At 58.0% G+C, this 15,377-nt stretch carries 11 protein-coding genes and 4 pseudogenes; 9 read left to right on the top strand and 6 right to left on the bottom strand.

What is annotated here, in order from left to right; genetic code table 11:
• Nucleotides 1-34: 34 nt before the first annotated feature.
• Both NXT3_RS25230 and NXT3_RS32750 read right to left on the bottom strand, forming a co-directional pair.
• Nucleotides 35-1,804 carry an adenylate/guanylate cyclase domain-containing protein gene (locus NXT3_RS25230; protein WP_037424532.1) on the bottom strand — a complete coding sequence of 590 codons (1,770 nt, stop codon included), beginning with the start codon at nucleotides 1,802-1,804 and terminating at the stop codon, nucleotides 35-37.
• 384 nt (nucleotides 1,805-2,188) lie between these two features.
• Nucleotides 2,189-2,551: pseudogene (locus NXT3_RS32750) on the bottom strand (IS3 family transposase); the annotation flags it as partial.
• A gap of 2,564 nt (nucleotides 2,552-5,115) precedes the next feature.
• Here NXT3_RS32750 and NXT3_RS33015 point away from each other — a divergent pair.
• From NXT3_RS33015 to NXT3_RS25250, 3 genes and pseudogenes are all read left to right on the top strand, one after another.
• On the top strand, nucleotides 5,116-5,238 hold the full coding sequence (locus NXT3_RS33015) for a hypothetical protein (RefSeq protein ID WP_104840909.1): 123 nt from the start codon (nucleotides 5,116-5,118) through the stop codon (nucleotides 5,236-5,238).
• Between the two features lie 137 nt (nucleotides 5,239-5,375).
• Nucleotides 5,376-5,495, top strand: a pseudogene (locus NXT3_RS32755) (hypothetical protein); the annotation flags it as partial.
• Nucleotides 5,496-5,680: 185 nt separating this feature from the next.
• A complete protein-coding gene (locus NXT3_RS25250) occupies nucleotides 5,681-6,316 on the top strand; it encodes a DUF1326 domain-containing protein (protein ID WP_037424536.1) in 636 nt (211 codons plus the stop codon).
• Nucleotides 6,317-7,039: 723 nt separating this feature from the next.
• Here the strand turns inward: NXT3_RS25250 and NXT3_RS25255 are convergent.
• The 3 genes and pseudogenes from NXT3_RS25255 to NXT3_RS25270 all read right to left on the bottom strand — a co-directional run.
• The gene (locus NXT3_RS25255) at nucleotides 7,040-8,185 is read right to left on the bottom strand and encodes an extracellular catalytic domain type 1 short-chain-length polyhydroxyalkanoate depolymerase (protein WP_423828017.1); all 1,146 of its coding nucleotides are present in this window, start codon (nucleotides 8,183-8,185) and stop codon (nucleotides 7,040-7,042) included.
• A gap of 643 nt (nucleotides 8,186-8,828) precedes the next feature.
• Nucleotides 8,829-9,035, bottom strand: a pseudogene (locus tag NXT3_RS25265) (hypothetical protein); the annotation flags it as partial.
• Nucleotides 9,036-9,284: 249 nt separating this feature from the next.
• Nucleotides 9,285-9,611 (bottom strand): annotated as a pseudogene (locus NXT3_RS25270) (MucR family transcriptional regulator); the annotation flags it as partial.
• 232 nt (nucleotides 9,612-9,843) lie between these two features.
• Between NXT3_RS25270 and NXT3_RS25275 the strand changes: the two are divergent.
• From NXT3_RS25275 to NXT3_RS25290, 4 genes are all read left to right on the top strand, one after another.
• The gene (locus tag NXT3_RS25275; protein ID WP_037424541.1) at nucleotides 9,844-10,821 is read left to right on the top strand and encodes a 3'-5' exonuclease; all 978 of its coding nucleotides are present in this window, start codon (nucleotides 9,844-9,846) and stop codon (nucleotides 10,819-10,821) included.
• A 108-nt stretch (nucleotides 10,822-10,929) separates the two neighbouring features.
• A complete protein-coding gene (locus NXT3_RS25280) occupies nucleotides 10,930-11,532 on the top strand; it encodes a hypothetical protein (RefSeq protein WP_083854269.1) in 603 nt (200 codons plus the stop codon).
• Nucleotides 11,533-11,884: 352 nt separating this feature from the next.
• Entirely contained in the window at nucleotides 11,885-12,346 is a 462-nt protein-coding gene (locus NXT3_RS25285; RefSeq protein ID WP_104840910.1) for a transposase, read from the top strand.
• A 250-nt stretch (nucleotides 12,347-12,596) separates the two neighbouring features.
• Nucleotides 12,597-13,208 carry a hypothetical protein gene (locus tag NXT3_RS25290; protein ID WP_199773455.1) on the top strand — a complete coding sequence of 204 codons (612 nt, stop codon included), beginning with the start codon at nucleotides 12,597-12,599 and terminating at the stop codon, nucleotides 13,206-13,208.
• Nucleotides 13,209-13,291: 83 nt separating this feature from the next.
• On the opposite strand, the gene NXT3_RS25295 is transcribed toward NXT3_RS25290, so the two are convergent.
• The gene (locus tag NXT3_RS25295) at nucleotides 13,292-13,666 is read right to left on the bottom strand and encodes a substrate-binding domain-containing protein (RefSeq protein ID WP_234828245.1); all 375 of its coding nucleotides are present in this window, start codon (nucleotides 13,664-13,666) and stop codon (nucleotides 13,292-13,294) included.
• Between the two features lie 472 nt (nucleotides 13,667-14,138).
• On the opposite strand from NXT3_RS25295, the gene NXT3_RS25300 reads away from it, so the two are divergent.
• The gene (locus tag NXT3_RS25300) at nucleotides 14,139-14,342 is read left to right on the top strand and encodes a DUF3606 domain-containing protein (RefSeq protein ID WP_097527529.1); all 204 of its coding nucleotides are present in this window, start codon (nucleotides 14,139-14,141) and stop codon (nucleotides 14,340-14,342) included.
• Nucleotides 14,343-14,770: 428 nt separating this feature from the next.
• Complete coding sequence (locus NXT3_RS33020; RefSeq protein ID WP_083854275.1) at nucleotides 14,771-14,887, top strand: DUF3606 domain-containing protein; 117 nt, start codon at nucleotides 14,771-14,773, stop codon at nucleotides 14,885-14,887.
• Nucleotides 14,888-15,377 lie beyond the last annotated feature (490 nt).

The following is a 15,377-nucleotide window of genomic DNA, read 5'->3' on the forward strand; positions in this document are numbered from 1 at the left end:
ACCGGAAATTCGCCTGGCATGCAATTACACCTAATCACACCAGGCCGGCCTTGCGAAGCCCGTCCACGACTAACTCGAAGTCGGCGGGATTTTTGTAGGGCAATACTTTGCGGCGATGTTCCAGAGAATAGTCAGGGTTAACGCGGAACACTTCCTGCCACTCGTGGCGGGCTTCTTCGAAGCGGCCGAGATGGCCGCAGCTCGCCGCCAGGAGCACGCGCGAGACGTCGGTGCCAGGGTTACGGACAAGTCGCCGCTTCAGGATGTCAATTGCCTCTTTGTACCTGTGCAACTGGAACATCGCTTGTGCCTGGAAATGGAGGTATACGTCGGGATAGTATGGGTTCAAGGCTATTGCCTGCTCGAAACACCCGAGTGCCTCCGCAGATCTGCCGGAATAATGCAGTGCGTAGCCGAGATTTTCGTACCCCTCGGCAAGATTTGGAGCGAGGGCGATCAAGCGTTTGGCCGCGCCGATAGCGACGTCGTGCCGTCGCGAATACAATTCGACGATGCCCAGCGCCCAATGCGCGTAAGGATATCGATCGTCGAGCGCCACTGCCCGTGTTGCAAACACTTCCGCTTGTTGCATTGATGTCGATGACGACGGGCCCCACTGGTTTCCGTAATCCAGCATGTTTGCGAAGGCGAGGAATGCGTAGGCGGGAGCGAATTTCGGGTCCAGTTCGATGGCGCGCTGCAACAGTTCCCGACTCTGGGTGTTTTGCTCTCTCGTGAACCGCCACAGCTGCTCTCGGCCACGCAGGAAACAGTCGTACGCTTCCAGGTTGTCGGTGTGCTCGGTCACGAGCCGCTGCTGGTCGCCCTCCGTCAGGTTGAGCGCGAGCGCGCCGACAATTTGCTGCGTCACGTCGTCCTGAACGGCGAAGATGTCTGTCAGGTCGCGATCAAAACGATCCGCCCACAGATGTCCGCCCGTGGTTGCGTCGATAAGCTGTGCGGTGATCCGTACCTTATTGCCGGATTTCCGGACGCTGCCTTCCAGCACGTAGCGCACGTTGAGATTCCGGCCCACCTCCTGAACGTTCACGTTTCTTCCCTTGAAGGTGAAGGACGAATTGCGAGCGATCACGAACAGTTGCGACAGCTTTGAGAGAGCCGTGATGATATCTTCGGAGATACCGTCGGCGAAATACTCCTGCTCGGCATCACCACTCATGTTGGCGAAGGGCAACACGGCGATCGAGAACTTCGGCGGGGGCGCTGTCGGAGGTAAAGCCGCCATGAGTTCGGGAGCCACTGTCTTCGCGTGAGCCGCGGTTCCGACTCGGAGCGAATAGACCCGGATCGGCTCTACGATGTTCTTGAGCTGGGTGTTGCCGAGATCGCTGACCGAAAGGTCGAGTCTGGTCTTGACCTGGCGATAGGCATCCTCGGACAGGCAGATGCCCCCTGGAGCAGCGACGCCCTCAAGGCGCGAAGCGATGTTGACGCCGTCGCCCATCAGGTCGCCGTCGCTTTCCTCCACTACGTCGCCCAGATGAATACCGATCCGAAACTCGATGCGGCGGTCCTGTGGCACGCCGGCATTACGCTCGAACATGCCGTTCTGCACCTCGATGGCGCAGCGCACGGCGTCCACTACACTGCGGAACTCGACCAGCGCCCCATCTCCTGTGCGCTTGATCACGCGCCCGTTGTGAACGGCGACGGTCGGATCAATTAAATCGCTGCGCAGCGCCCGCAACCTAGCCAAAGTACGGTCTTCATCCGCGCCAGCGAGGCGGCTGTAGCCGACCACGTCCGCGGCCAGGATCGCGGCTAGCTTGCGGTTCTCGCTCACAGGGGACCATCTCCTCGTCTCCATAATAACAGGAAGGCACCGGGAAGAGGAGATTTTCGGCGTTCGGTTCAGAGCGACTTTGGGTGAGATCAATGCTCGGCATATGTACGCAGAAATCGTGAATGCTCACAATGTCGAGAACCGATCGGGAGGAGCGGTTGTCCTGTGCCCGTGGCATTGAACACGGCCGAAGTCGTTCCTGGGCAATGGCTGCCGTGGCAACCGTCGGACATTCCTCCCTGTGACGCCGAAAGGCAGCTCGTGGCCATGGGCGTGATTTCGGCCGAGAGCGAACGAAGTTCCGCAAGGGGTCGATTCTGCTCGTTCGTGTAGGTTTCAAAGGGTGGAAGACTTGTCGGTCGTCTTGCTCGTCGGAACGAGCACGTTGCAGGATTCGACAAGCCGTTCTGCATCGGCTTTTCCCGGCACGATGTAGTGCCACTCTATCTTGTGTTCCTTCGACCAGGCGAGGATCGCGTCCGAGGTGAACTCCGTGCCATGGTCAGAGACGATCATGCCAGGCTTGCCGCGCGCCGCGCACCATCAGTTCCCGCGCGACGCGACGCCCCGAGATCGAAGTGTCGGGGATTGCTGCCATCGAGGATGTTGAGCACGCGAAAGCGTCTGCCGCAGGCGAACGCTTGCGAACAGAAGGCCCTTCCGATACAGCCGATAGATGCGCTTGACCCCGGACGGCTCTCCCTCCGGCTTGAGTAGGAAAATCAGCCGCCGATAACCGAAGCGCCGGTCCGCAGATCGGATCCCAAACAGGTCAACGCGCTTCTAAGCGGCACCCACTGAGCGGGTTTGTCCGATCCCTCGACCGTTCGTCACCATCAGCATCTCACCGACTTCTGTATCCATCGCGAATGCTCATTTGGGCCACGCTGGCCTCAAATCGCCTGCCCGTCGCCATCAACTCCCAGCCGATCCGGCTTATCTTGTTCGCCAAGGCAACAGCGACAACGTTCACACCGCGCTCACTGCGTTTACGCCATGCACCTGAAAGACATGCTTGGCGATATCCAAACCGATTGTGCTAACCTGCTCCATAGGACGGCTCTTCCTCATGTGACTTTCGACAGCCACACTTTGGCACATTGCGATGCCGGGAGCGGAGGCCGTCCACCACATCAGGTCAAATGCGGGCTGCGAGCTACATAAGGGACGGTCATTTCCCTGCGTTCTCCACATAATGCAACCGCTTGAGGAGAACTCTTATATTCTTTGGAAGTTCGGGTCTGACTCTGAACACCGGAAGTGATCGGAGAAAAGCGACGTTGTAATCGGTTGCTATCACCTGCCGGATATGCGTCGCCACGTCCCTATGGGGCTTCTTCATGTCGCCGTTCCTAAAGAGGAAAAACACCACGACTGAGAGAATGTTCCTTAAATAAGTTCGTGTCGGACAGGAGACGCAAGAACGCCGGCGAACCGACCTTCCTGCAGTCATTGCCAATACATCCGTGGTGCGCGTTAGGCGCCGATCGTGACGAGAACGTGACGCGCAGAACCCTCATGGACGTCCTTGTGGACTTCCGCGTTTTTCACCCGACCCTGATCATCTCATGAAGAACATCAGCCCGTCTGACTCCCGATTGGAAGAGCACTATGAGCCTTCTGGCAAGGTCATTCGCCTCTTCGCTGTCATTGTCGATGTGTCTTGCATCAAGTTCCTCAATTAGGATGCCTTGAAGCAAGTTAAGGTCAGCGGAGGAGAGTGAAAGTCATTAAGGGGATACACGACGCAGCCTCCATTCAAATTAGGCTAACGCCAGCGGCGCCGTGTCACCAGCCGCTCATTAGGCAAGGATACATGAAAAATTGTAGCGGTTCCAGAGGCGTCCCGCATCGAAAAAAGCTTTCGCTGATCCGAGATCCGGTTATAAAGCAAAGCCCGCCAAAACGCGGGCTTTGTCACCAATGCAATTGGACGAAGATTGAATTCTCGATCTCGTAATCAGGGGCACCTGAAACAAGCATCTTCCACCACTTATCGGATCCGGTCCAGAAAAATTTCAGGGGTATGGGAAACATCCGGTAACGGCCAGCGTTGATCTGGAGAATAGCCATCCGACTTTAACGACTTTCAACGCGGAAACCGAGTCTTCCTCGTGCAATCCTCTTCTTCGCCTTCGACTCCGCTACCTTGACGGGCACGACCTGTGTCGTAGCCGGCCTGAGAGGGTCGTACACTGTTGAAATCATTTTGCCGCCGCGAAGGTGCGATTAGGCTGTTGCAACTCGATTTGCAGGGCACGCTAAATCGGGCAGGTTGTTGAGGCAAGTACGCGGGGACCAGATCGCCCTGGCCCAATCGCTATTGCTTTGCGTCCATGCTGACGAAGTCAATCCGGTTCATGCCCTAAGGCGCGGGCCATGCTACCACTCAGACCGCTGTCGCCGGCGACGTGTCATACTTCACCCGCGCGGTGTGCCCTGGGAGGGCAGCCGTGCTGGTGTTGTTCCACAGGTGTAGGATCACGGCTAGGTTGAGTTATTGAGAATATGCAGCTGCAGCTCTCCTCCCCGCAGGCGCCTGCGCGACAGCTGGAGGCTGATCAGTTATTGGACGTCAACCGTCAAGCGGCTCCAAGTTATCTTCGTTGCGCAACTGAGGCGAATTGTCACTCAGAGGGAATTTGGCGGTGATCTGATAGGTTTCTGCCGCGAGGGGAAATATTTACGCGATCTTCAAGTCGCGCCGACAGCCCGATCCGGAATAGATGATGGCGCATCGGGTGTTGCCTTATGGTGAAAGGGACGGGAAGGTCGCGGCTTCCTTGCGATCGACTGCCGTCAGGCGTTCAAGCTCATCAGGATTGATCGCTACCAGCCGCATTCGGTATTTGTTCTCGGCCGGGATGCGTCGTCCGGGCAAACATGCTGCCCTCCTGTTCTGTCGCTTCGTCGCGTGAGATTAAACCGGCCCGTTTGGCGCCACTTGCTACAACCGCCGCATTGCAGCAAAACGCAATCGGCGGCCTGCGCTTTGAATATGCGGAGCGGTGAGCTTGGTTTATGCCTCTGATGAAGCAAAAGCATGAAAGCAGGTTTTATGGATAATAGAATTCGCGTCCTTTAAATATAGATGTGCGAGAATTGCCATTGGCTCCTGGTCCGAGCACGGGCCTGCAACGATCCCGATAATCAACCTCAACGCGACGACCTCGTAGCAACCATTATGAGCGATGTCCAAGTTCCAGCGGACCTCTTTGGCAGGGTCAGCACGAGTTGCAGTCGCTCATTGTCTTGAAGTGCAGCGGACGCGGCGCTTTGGTATTCCGACAAACGAAACTTAGGAAATGGCAATGAAAAATCTCATTCCCGCCCGCTTCTATACCTACGATTTCACGCACCTGTTCGTATCGCTTGCCTTTACTCTGGCGATTGCAGTGATTGTTTATTCCGTCCTGTTCGGACGCATCCTGTAATCGTCTGATCATGCGCGCATCTGCACTACGAAGCTCCAAAAGTCTGGACGGACTTTCGGGGGTGCCGCGCCGCTGAGTGAACCTGGACAGTTGTCCCGACATTACTTCTTCTGGCGAGTAAAATGGGAGACCTGGCATTGGTGCTGGGTCCGGGCGGTTATCGCTTCGGCGACTGTTTGAGGTTGGGGCTGCCGCTCTCGTTCATTGTGCTCGTGCTGGGCGTGCCTTTGATCCTATGGTTTTGGCCGCCAGTTTAGGGCCAAGCACTGCTGCACCGCGTCTGTTGCGCGATGGAGCTTCGAGTTGGCGGTGCCACCGTCATCGGGCAACAGTCCGGCGGCTTGCAAGGCTTCAGCGATCCGCTGGACAGTCACGGGTTCCTGGCCGGTCGAAGCAGTGTCTGATACATTCTGCCTTTACTGGAAAAATCGGGAATGTTGCCATGGCCTATGTTGATTGGGCGATTAAGGGTCCCAAGATCGCATCGTGCAGTTGCGATTACGGCTGCCCGTGCGAATTCAACGGCAAGCCGACTGAGGGCCTGTGCGAAGGCCTGGAATGCATGCTTATCGAGGAGGGATGGTTCGGCGATCTGCGGCTGGATGGGCTGAAGGTTGCTGCCGTCTATCGCTGGCCTGGTCCCGTGCATGAGGGCGGCGGCGTCGTACGCGGGTTTTTCGATGCCAATGCGAACCAGGCGCAGATCGATGCCCTGTTCACCATACTCGGCGGCAAGGAACAGGAGCCGACAACCGTCTTCAATATTTATGGCTCCACCATCTCCCAAGAGCTCGAGCCGATTTTCGCCCCAATCGAGTTTCACAGCGACATAGAGAAACGCACCGGCGGTTTTCGCATAGACGGCCATCTCGAACTCGAACTCGAGCCGATCAGGAATCCTGTGACCGGCGCCCCCCATCGCGCGCGCATCATCCTGCCGGAAGGCTTCGAGTTCCGCGAGGCGGAGATCGCAAGCGGTACGTTTAATGCCAACGGCGAAATCGCAATGGGGCGGCAGAAGCGCTACGGCGCACTTTGGCGCGCCGCCTACGGGCCATACGGCATCATTGAAGAGTGAGCAAGCGCACGCTGCAACACACCGAAATCGGATCGCCCTTCTCGTCGAGCTTGAATGCGCCATGGCTAGAGCGACCTTGAAAAAACGCCGGGTCGGCCCCCGGCGCGAATCGAGCCGGCGTGGCAATGCTCGTCGACCACCCCATCCAAAGGACCGCAATGTGGCCTTCGAGGTGGAATGATACGGATACCGACTAGCTGTTCACGTCGGCCGGGGAGGGTACGGATCATCACGGGGAGCGGTGATGACTGGATTATCCGCCTCGCCGCGATCTCGGCCGAGGGGCGCCAGCTCGGCCATGAGGCCGTGATCTCCGAAGCGCAAGCGTCCCGAACTCTCCATACTATAGACCGGTCATCCGAGGATAGCCGCGCGCAACAGGACCGTTGCGTGGCGTTTTCGAGACTTGGGGCGGATAAACACTCTCGCGGTCCGCTTTTGACGGGTCGCAGCGGATCTTGTCCATTCGGCCGAGCAGGACTGTCCGAAATGGTATCTCCCGTCTTGCAGCAGAACGGCAGCAACAAAAAAGGCCGGGCAAACCCGACCTTCCTCACATCGCTTCGATTCCAGTGCCAGTACATCCGTGGTCAAAAGTCTCTAGCGACTTGCGGCCACGCGAACATCCTCAGACGCTCACCAGCAAGGCCGATGGGCAGACATATAGAGGTAGATTGTGTTCGCAACAAGTTCATCATGCTCCTTACGGTGATAATCGCCTAGCTACCGCATCAGACCCGCCGCTCGGAGCGCGTCGTTTATGACCTTGGCGATCTTGCCGTCCGAAGCGGTGTCAGCGGCATTCGATCGCGACCGAGCGAAGCGCAATGCCCTTTCTATCGGGGATGACGCCACATCGGTTTCTTGCCCGCGGACATGATTGCCGGCTGACTCAGCCTCCTCGACGTCTGCCGCGGTGGCAAGACCCCATGAACGTGCGATACGCACGGTTGAGGAAATCCCAGCCTCAAGCATATGCGGACCGGCTCTCCCGATCGGAACATCGCTGTTGGTCGCCAGAGGTACGCCGTGGCCCATGCCTTTGACAAAGTAGGTCTCGACGACCTGCCTGCCTTCCGCGTCTAGCCAAACTTTGCGGTTATGGCCGTGCACCAACTCGCTCCGAGTCGCCTCGGTAGCGAGGGCGTGAACACCACTCCATTGCTTCGCGATCTGGTCGGCATTCCTGGGTCGGACCGTCTGGTCATGCGTGCCGTGCCAGATCGAAACCGAAGGCCAGGGCCCGCGGTGGCTTGATGCGCTCTCGAGAATGGATTGGAGCCTGGAGACAGTTGGCGGATTGCGGCCTTGCATACGCTCGAACGCCTCCGCGACCGTGCCGGCCACCCCATAGGGTAGCCCGCTGATGATTGCGCCGCCCGCAAATATCTCAGGATAGGTCGACAGCATAACATTCGCCATCGCACCGCCTGCTGAAAGGCCTGTGACAAAGGTGCGCCTGGGATCGATGCCCTGCGACTGGACGAGATGGCCGATCATCTGCCGGATGGACAATGCCTCTCCCGCATCCCGCCTGATGTCGCCGCGCTCGAACCAGTTGAAGCAGAGATTGCCATTGTTCGATCGCTGTTGCTCGGGATAGAGCACCGCAAATCCGCGCCGCTCCGCGAGCTGTGACCAGCCGGAACCCGCTGCGTAGCCCGCTGCCGTCTGTGTGCAGCCATGCAGCGCAACGACAAGCGGGGTGCCGGGGGCCATGATGGAAGGCAGATACAGCCACGCCTTCAATGATCCGGGATTGGAGCCAAACCCGGCGATTTCGACCAGCCGGTGATTTTGGGGAGGTTTCTCGAGCAATACCGTTTCCTTGGCCGCCGATCGGGCCTGAACTGTTGATGTGGGGGCGATTGCTGCGCCGCACAATGGGATTCTCAGATTAATTCGCACGTGCATATTTTTCTTTGGCATTCCAGGCGCTGCAAATTGGAGCGGCGGAGCCGCCAATAAACCCAGGGGCAGGAATGCCCACGTGTTCTACGGATTGTTGCGACGCGTGCATAGCTGCACGGCAACATAGACGCTGGCGGACGGCGCTTGTCGCAGTATGATCATTTTCATCGAAGCGATGCTCCTCCTCCCGCAACGCTTCGAATTTCAGACGGCCCACTCCTCCTCCTAGTAGGACGTCTGTTGGAACAGCGGCACTCCTCCTCCCAAGTCGCTGTTCGGTTCTTTTGGGAAGGCCTGCCGCACCTCCTCCCGCGGCAGGCTTTTTTATTTCGGGGCGATGGCCCGTCAGAGTCGGAGATTAAGTTGGAACCGTACTTGTGCATCGCCGATTTCGGAGGCCGTCAGTGTTGAAAGCGTGACGCCGAGCAGCCGCACCGGCCGCTTGAATGGATAGACGGTCGCCAAAAAGCTCCAACCCTTATAATTGCGTCAGCCGCCTAGCTCGCCAGCCTATGGTCTGAACGAATGGGCAGCCAAGGGCTATCGGCTCGATCAGGTGGTCCGGAGATGACCTACATTGGTTTGATGATCTTCGTCTTGCTTAATTGGTCGGCTTCACACGCGAGATTACCCGCGGCTTTGACGGCGCGTCCAGCCATTCGATCCAAGTGTCTCGTTCCTCGATCGTGTCGAAGAACCGCCAGAGCTTGTACTCTTCTTCGGTAGTATCCAGCATCTCGCCAACGGTCACGAGCTCCAGGGGTAACGTCACCTCGTTGCCGTCGAACCGAACGAAATAGAGTCCTTCTTGATCCGATACTGCATTTCGCTGAGCGAGAGGCTGCTTTTCCCGAGCGCGGCGGCCATCGAGTCGCGAGCAATGTAGGAGAAGCCGGCGATCTCTCATCGCGATCCAGGATGTCGGGACATCAGTTCGATTTTCTGACGAGCCGCAGGTGCTCGCTCTCGCTCTGGTGCCGAAGTTGCCTGCGTACACGCGTGCAAGCTCGGAGCATTGTCGAGCATAGATTGGAGCAATCATGGGGTAGTCGGCCGGGAGCCCCCACTTCTCACGATATTGCTCCGGAGTGAGGCCGTACCTTGCCATCAGGTGGCGTGTCAGAGATTTGTACTTTTCGCCATCCTCAAGGCAGATGATGAAATCGGCTGTCACCGACTTCTTGATCGCCACGGCAGGGCGCTGCTCAACGGCCGGCTCTGTCTGACGTCGCGGAGACGTGCCGCTCAGCGAGGAATACGTCTGCTGGATAAGATAGGTAAGATCGCCGGCAGGAACGACATTGCGACTGAGATAGGCCGCGACGATCCGGCTTGTCAGCTCCAGCTTCCGCTCCTCGTTGCTCGGACGTGATTCGCTCAACATCGCCTCCTTTGTTTTCCTGCCGCTCAGACCGGTTCGCTCAACGTGCAGGTATTTCGGCCGGAACGAAGGGGGTGCCGGAGGGTGGGGGTGCTTTTCGGCAGATTTCGGGGCATTTTGGCTTGCGTGTCCCGTTCAGTGACCTCCTTAGCATTGCCAGACTCCAACTCGGTTTCTATCCTGACGCATGATCTGCACTTTACTTGTGCGCCTAAGCCCGAGGACACTGGAGCCGATGGCATCTCAGCTAGATATGTTTCCCTCGCCGCTTGAGCCAGGCGACGATGTCGTTGTGAAGCTGCGGCCGCGCTTGAAGCTGCGCGAGCCGAGGCACCTCGATGCCGAGAGCATGGCCCGGCACCTTGAGAAGAGCGGCAGCTATCGCGTGCTGCGTAAACTTGTTGCCCGCCAGATCGCCGATAAGCCGCGACCGGGATTTCCTCGCCATGGAGTAATCATTGACACCGAGACAACGGGTCTTGACCACAGCAAGGACGAGATCATCGAAATAGGCGCAGTTGCCTTCACCTTTAACGACGAGGGCCATATCGGCGACGTCACCGGTGTCTACGGCGGCCTGCGGCAGCCGAGTGTCCCGATCCCCCCTGAAATCACCCGCCTCACAGGGATTTCCGACAAGATGGTTGCAGGGCAGATGATCGATGTCGGGCTGCTTGGAGCCCTGGTCGACCCGGCCGATCTCGTGATCGCCCACAATGCCGGATTCGATCGGCCGTTCTGCGAGGCATTCTCCAGCATGTTCGCCGGCAAGGCATGGGCCTGTTCCGTCAAGGAAGTCGATTGGGCGACGCGCGGTTTTGAGGGTACCAAGCTCGGCTATCTGATTGGGCAGAGCGGATACTTCCACGACGGTCATCGGGCCGTCGACGATTGTTTTGCTCTGTTCGAGGTGCTCGCCGGCGCCGGCGGGGTAACGGAGCCAAGCGCTTTTGCGGAACTGCTCGAGACAAGCCAACGCTCGCGCGTGCGCATCTTCGCCGAGCACAGCCCCTTCGACATGAAAAATCATCTGAAGGCTCGGGGATACCGCTGGTCGGATGGCAGTGACGGCCGTCCGAAATCCTGGTGGACCGAAATCAATGAGGAGGAGCTCGCCGCGGAGCTCGCTTTCCTGAGGTCGGAGATCTACCGGTGGGAAGAGGCCGACCCACCGATCAAAAGACTGACGGCGTTTGATCGATATAAGGCTTGATGGGGATGGCTTTGCCGCGCAGGCTCGGACGCCGGTTGTTGTTGAAGCCGAACTTCATCATGACGCCAGCGGCGTACCCCAGTCCGGCTTGCTCGAGGTTGGAACACTATGAAAGCACCGTGGAAATTTTTTGCCCAATTGACGTCGCGGCGACCCTCGGCGAAAGCGCAACAGAGTCCGATTGGGAATGACACCGATCCCAAAGCGATTGAGAGCGAAGTGGATCATACGTCTGCAATTCCGCTCAATTCGACGGTTTCTGCCAGCCCACCTGCTCACGGTGAGGAGGTCTCTATTGATCAAGGGCCGGTCGCATCGGATCAGGCGAAAGGCGATGACGATGTCGCGCCGGCACTAACCTCGCCGATCGATGCTGAAGAGGCTCAAACACCTGCGCGCCTTGAAGCTCACAATTCGGGTGCAGAAGCGAGATCGTTGCTGCCGAAAAGCAGGAATACAAAGTCGCTAAGAAAACCGCGAAACAAGCGTGGAGAGCGCGGGAAGAGAGCCAAAGCTCACGTGGCTGTGCAGAGCGCTGCCGCCGAAACGGACCGTCGAAGGGTGCAACCACCGTCTTCACGGGATTTGTTCTTCCGTGACGTGGCAATACTCGACGAAGAAATCAAAACGCTGAGAATCCAACTCGCCCGAAGGCTTCATCTGCAAAACGCTCAGCTTAAAAAGATGCTCGAGCGATTTGAAAGTTCGTGAGCTTGGCGACGCTGCCGACAGGTGCGCACTTGCGGCATCCTTGCTCGACGGCAAAACGCTCCCCGCCATCCGATTGAATGAGTTCGAGAGCCTGCTAAGCACGCGACCTCGTCGCAAAGCTGATCATGGCTTATCAAGCAAGGCTTCGCGACGATCTGGGCTGAAGTATTGTCGCTGGGCTGTCCTGAGGCGCAGCGACAATACTCTTGGCGCCTTCGCTTTCACGCGCCGGCCATCTTCACGCTTCAGGCAAGCTCGACATCAACTATCCGTAAAGCAGGATGCTAATGGTCGTGTTGACTCTGTCGTGCACTCAGCAGAAAACAGGCAATGACTAAAGGAGGAATTGTTGATGGCTGACGAGAGCAACACAGGACAAGTTGCTGCGACTATAGCGACGGACGGAGAAGGGAAAGCACCAACGGCTAAGAAGCAGAGGACGGCACGAGGCCCGAGAGCGGCTGCCGAACCGGTGCAAGCTACATCAAAGGCGTCGGCTGCTAAACGCAGGAGGTATAGCGAAGAAGAGCGAAACGACAAGCTCAAGCTGATCGAGACCCAAGTCGTCGGGGGCAGCACGCTTAAGGACGCTATTAAGAGCGCCGGCATATCGGAGCAGACCTACTATCAGTGGAAAGGTGCTGCCAAGCCCGCGGAGCAAAAGCTCACGAAGGGCACCAAGCCCGGTCCGGCCGGCGATGAGTTGGCAGATCTTGTCCAGCTCGAAGAGGAAAACCAGAGGCTCCGCAAACGACTGGCGGAAAAGTTGCGAGCGGAAAATGCCGAGCTGCGCAAGAGGCTCGGTCTGAAGTAACCGGGACCGGGAAGCAGGGCGACGTTTTTTGCGCCGCCGTGTTACGCCGGATGCTTGAGTTTGCCCACAGTTGAGATTGAGGCGGCAACTAAAGTCCCTGCTGTCCGCCCGCTCGTTCCAGGTGAATGCACGCCAGCTTCGCGTTGGCGATGAGTTGAAGCGCGCGGGGAAGGGCTGTATTGGTGCGCCAGCAGGAATGCAATGGCGCCGATCGGCGTTGCTCTCACAATTTGCTTGGGATTGAAAGTAGATGAAGACGCCGCCACGAAGCTTCGTTGTTGAATTTAAATCGGGGCGACGACAGCCAGCGGCGCGGACGAACTCGATCTGGGGAGATACAGATTTAAAGGCTTTGGCCCGCGAAGTTCAACAGAAAGCCCCACATTTGTTCACTGCCCATGAAGCACCCGGAACATCTGACTCGGGTGAAGCACTGCGCTCTGATCCGATCAATGGGTCTGCGGGAGAAACCGCAGACCCTGTCGAAATTGCTCGAGCAGCGACACCATCGACCGGCAGTGAAGGGCTTGAAACGCCGAAGCGGTCTGAGGCCGACCGTCTGGCCGCCAAGGCTGTCGCGTATGTTCAGAAAAGTGATACCGTCTTGAAGACTCGGCCGGCGCCACCGAGCACCGCGCGTGAACACGTCAAGCGTGCCCCCGCTCAGACGATCGCACGCAATTCGACGGGTGAGCACCAGGATCTGAAGGCGCGGACCGAGGCTGCTGACAATCCGATCTCTCTCGACGAGCTTGCCGCCCTTGACGCAGACAACAAACGGCTCAAGAGGTTGCTGGCTGATCAGCTTCGTGCACAGAACCTTCGGCTCATGAAGATGCTTGAGCGATTCGATGCCGACTAGCGCGGTCGAACCATAGCGTCTTTGCGAAGAAATCCGCTGAGGCGCGACTTTCGCCGATAACGGTTCCGGGAGATCGTCCGAGATCACGCGCTCCTCGATCTTGAGATAGGGAAAGTCGGAACGGAGCTGCGGAAACCCATTTCACGCTCTTGTTGGCAGCGGAAGGGCACGCTCATGACGATCAACATATTGTTTCGCTCCTTCGGCAAGGCGTTGCCGATCAGCAGCGCTGCGACGCTGCCGGCGGCATATTGATCGTTGCCGATATAGACACTGCGGCGGGAACTGGGCAGATCCGTCGTCAGGCAAACGACAGGGATATTGATCGACCGAAGCTTTCGTATCGCTCGATTGATCGCCGGGTGCTCGCGCGCGATGATCACTGCGCCGTCTGCCCCGCTGCCGTCCTGCTCAATCTGGCGGGCGAGAGCGATGGGATCGACCTCGCTGGTGGTCACGTAGTGCCCTCGACCTCAACCCCAGCGACGCTTCGATTGACCCCCGGGGCAGCAGCAGCCATCGCGGCATTGAACGTTTCCCCAGAAACGCAAAACAGCCGGATCTGAACAGGCACATCGCCATCGAATGGTGGCGGCGCCGCTTGGGAGGCGACGAGGCGCCGCCACATTCTTGGCGAAGAAGTCGTTGCGTGTAAGCGACCGCGGATAACGGCTTGTCTCTCGCATGGTTCCAAAAACAGAAGTAAGCCTTGATCGCGCTTCCGCACAATATTATTTTAGAAGGCGTAGCGACGTTCGAAGCGGTTCCCTTGGATGGAACGGGCGAGAGCCAGGTAAAGTTGGAAGCGTCGCGATTGGAGCTGCAGGTGGTCGCCTCTCTGCAGCTCTGTCTCTGTTAGGACTTGTCCCCGAGCGCTCTTGACCATTTGCAGCCAATGAGCCTAGCCAGCGATTGATCAGGTTCGGCGCTATAACGGCAGACGATCTAAAGAAGAGGGGGCGAGACAGCGAGTTTGTCTCAACGCAAGAGCACGAAATTGCCTATCTCATGAAGGCCACGAACAAGGCCCGGGAAGAAGTGCTCACGGCCATCCGTGAAGTGGGACCCTTCCGCCAGATGGTGATGGGCTATCTCTCTAAAGACCCATTTGTGACTCGCTCAAGCGGCAAATGAGAGATAAGCTGGCCATGCTTTCCTTCATGAATAGTCGGTGCTCAGTCGCCCGCCGAACAAGCGGGCGCTTTTCTTTGGTCACCGCGTGGCGTTTGCGCCAGCGTTGCAAGCGCGTTTCATCCGATGATGAATCGGCGTTCTGGGACCAGCGCTCGGACGACGTCACCTTTGCGGATCTGATCGAGCGCGTCCCAACCCCCTTGCAGGTGATAGGGGCGGCTCCTCGAAACTACCGGGCTAATACTTTTGGGCTATCGACCGAGCTAGAAATGGTCCTAGATCGTGCGTTTGCGTTCGAACACCTAATCGTTTCAGAATCGATTTAGAGCGAGGCTCTTGCGAAAAGCTTGGGCCTCGCTTGTTCTGCCACCGCCTCCGGAAGGCAGATAAGTGCCGGCGTCACGTCGATCAGCTGAGCGGCTGATGCTCTGCCGCGCACCGTCCACGCGGGCTCTTTTTTCTCGACGCGACAAAGGGCGCGGGAGGCGATCCGCGCCGTCGGGCCTAGGCGGGAAAAGGTGATGGAATACCTCGGCAAAAAATAGACCCGCAACAAGCGAGTGCCCGCACCGGGGGACAGGACGGGCACTCTTAACAGGTTGGGGACCTGTGCCGCTGAGGGGTGCGGCACCATTATAAATCATCAGGCTGCCTCTTTGTTCCGCCACGTTGTGGTTGCGCCGGAGAGAGCAGGTCATGACGGATCTTTGTGCTGGGTGCCTTTGCTCGGAGCGGAAGAAGAAGAGGCGAGCTGGTCTACCGCGGTCTGCAACTCCTCGGCTTGGTGGATAATTCCGATGAGCTTCCACACGCCTATGACCATGCTCGTCAGCCACACCGAGTGAACTTAGAGCGTGAATGACCGCCTCGTTTGCTTTCTCGATCGGCGTGAGGACCGCAATCCCGGAGAGCAAACCTCCGATGGCTGAGAGCAGCAACACCTGCAGCCCATTGCCGGTTTATCCGTGGTCAACGGCGAGATCGGTATCTCTTAGCGGCCGATCATGACGGAAACTGTCGCGAATCGATCAGTTT

This window comes from Sinorhizobium fredii (assembly GCF_002944405.1).
In the GTDB taxonomy this organism is placed as follows: Bacteria; Pseudomonadota; Alphaproteobacteria; order Rhizobiales; family Rhizobiaceae; genus Sinorhizobium; species Sinorhizobium fredii_C.

Bases quoted from the DNA above. Each gene is read 5' to 3' on its own strand.
- NXT3_RS33015 (WP_104840909.1), top strand. From the start codon at position 5,116: ATGAAAAATCTCATTCCCGCCCGCTTCTATACCTACGATTTCACGCAC.
- NXT3_RS25250 (WP_037424536.1), top strand. From the start codon at position 5,681: ATGGCCTATGTTGATTGGGCGATTAAGGGTCCCAAGATCGCATCGTGC.
- NXT3_RS25275 (WP_037424541.1), top strand. From the start codon at position 9,844: ATGGCATCTCAGCTAGATATGTTTCCCTCGCCGCTTGAGCCAGGCGAC.
- NXT3_RS25280 (WP_083854269.1), top strand. From the start codon at position 10,930: ATGAAAGCACCGTGGAAATTTTTTGCCCAATTGACGTCGCGGCGACCC.
- NXT3_RS25285 (WP_104840910.1), top strand. From the start codon at position 11,885: ATGGCTGACGAGAGCAACACAGGACAAGTTGCTGCGACTATAGCGACG.
- NXT3_RS25290 (WP_199773455.1), top strand. From the start codon at position 12,597: ATGAAGACGCCGCCACGAAGCTTCGTTGTTGAATTTAAATCGGGGCGA.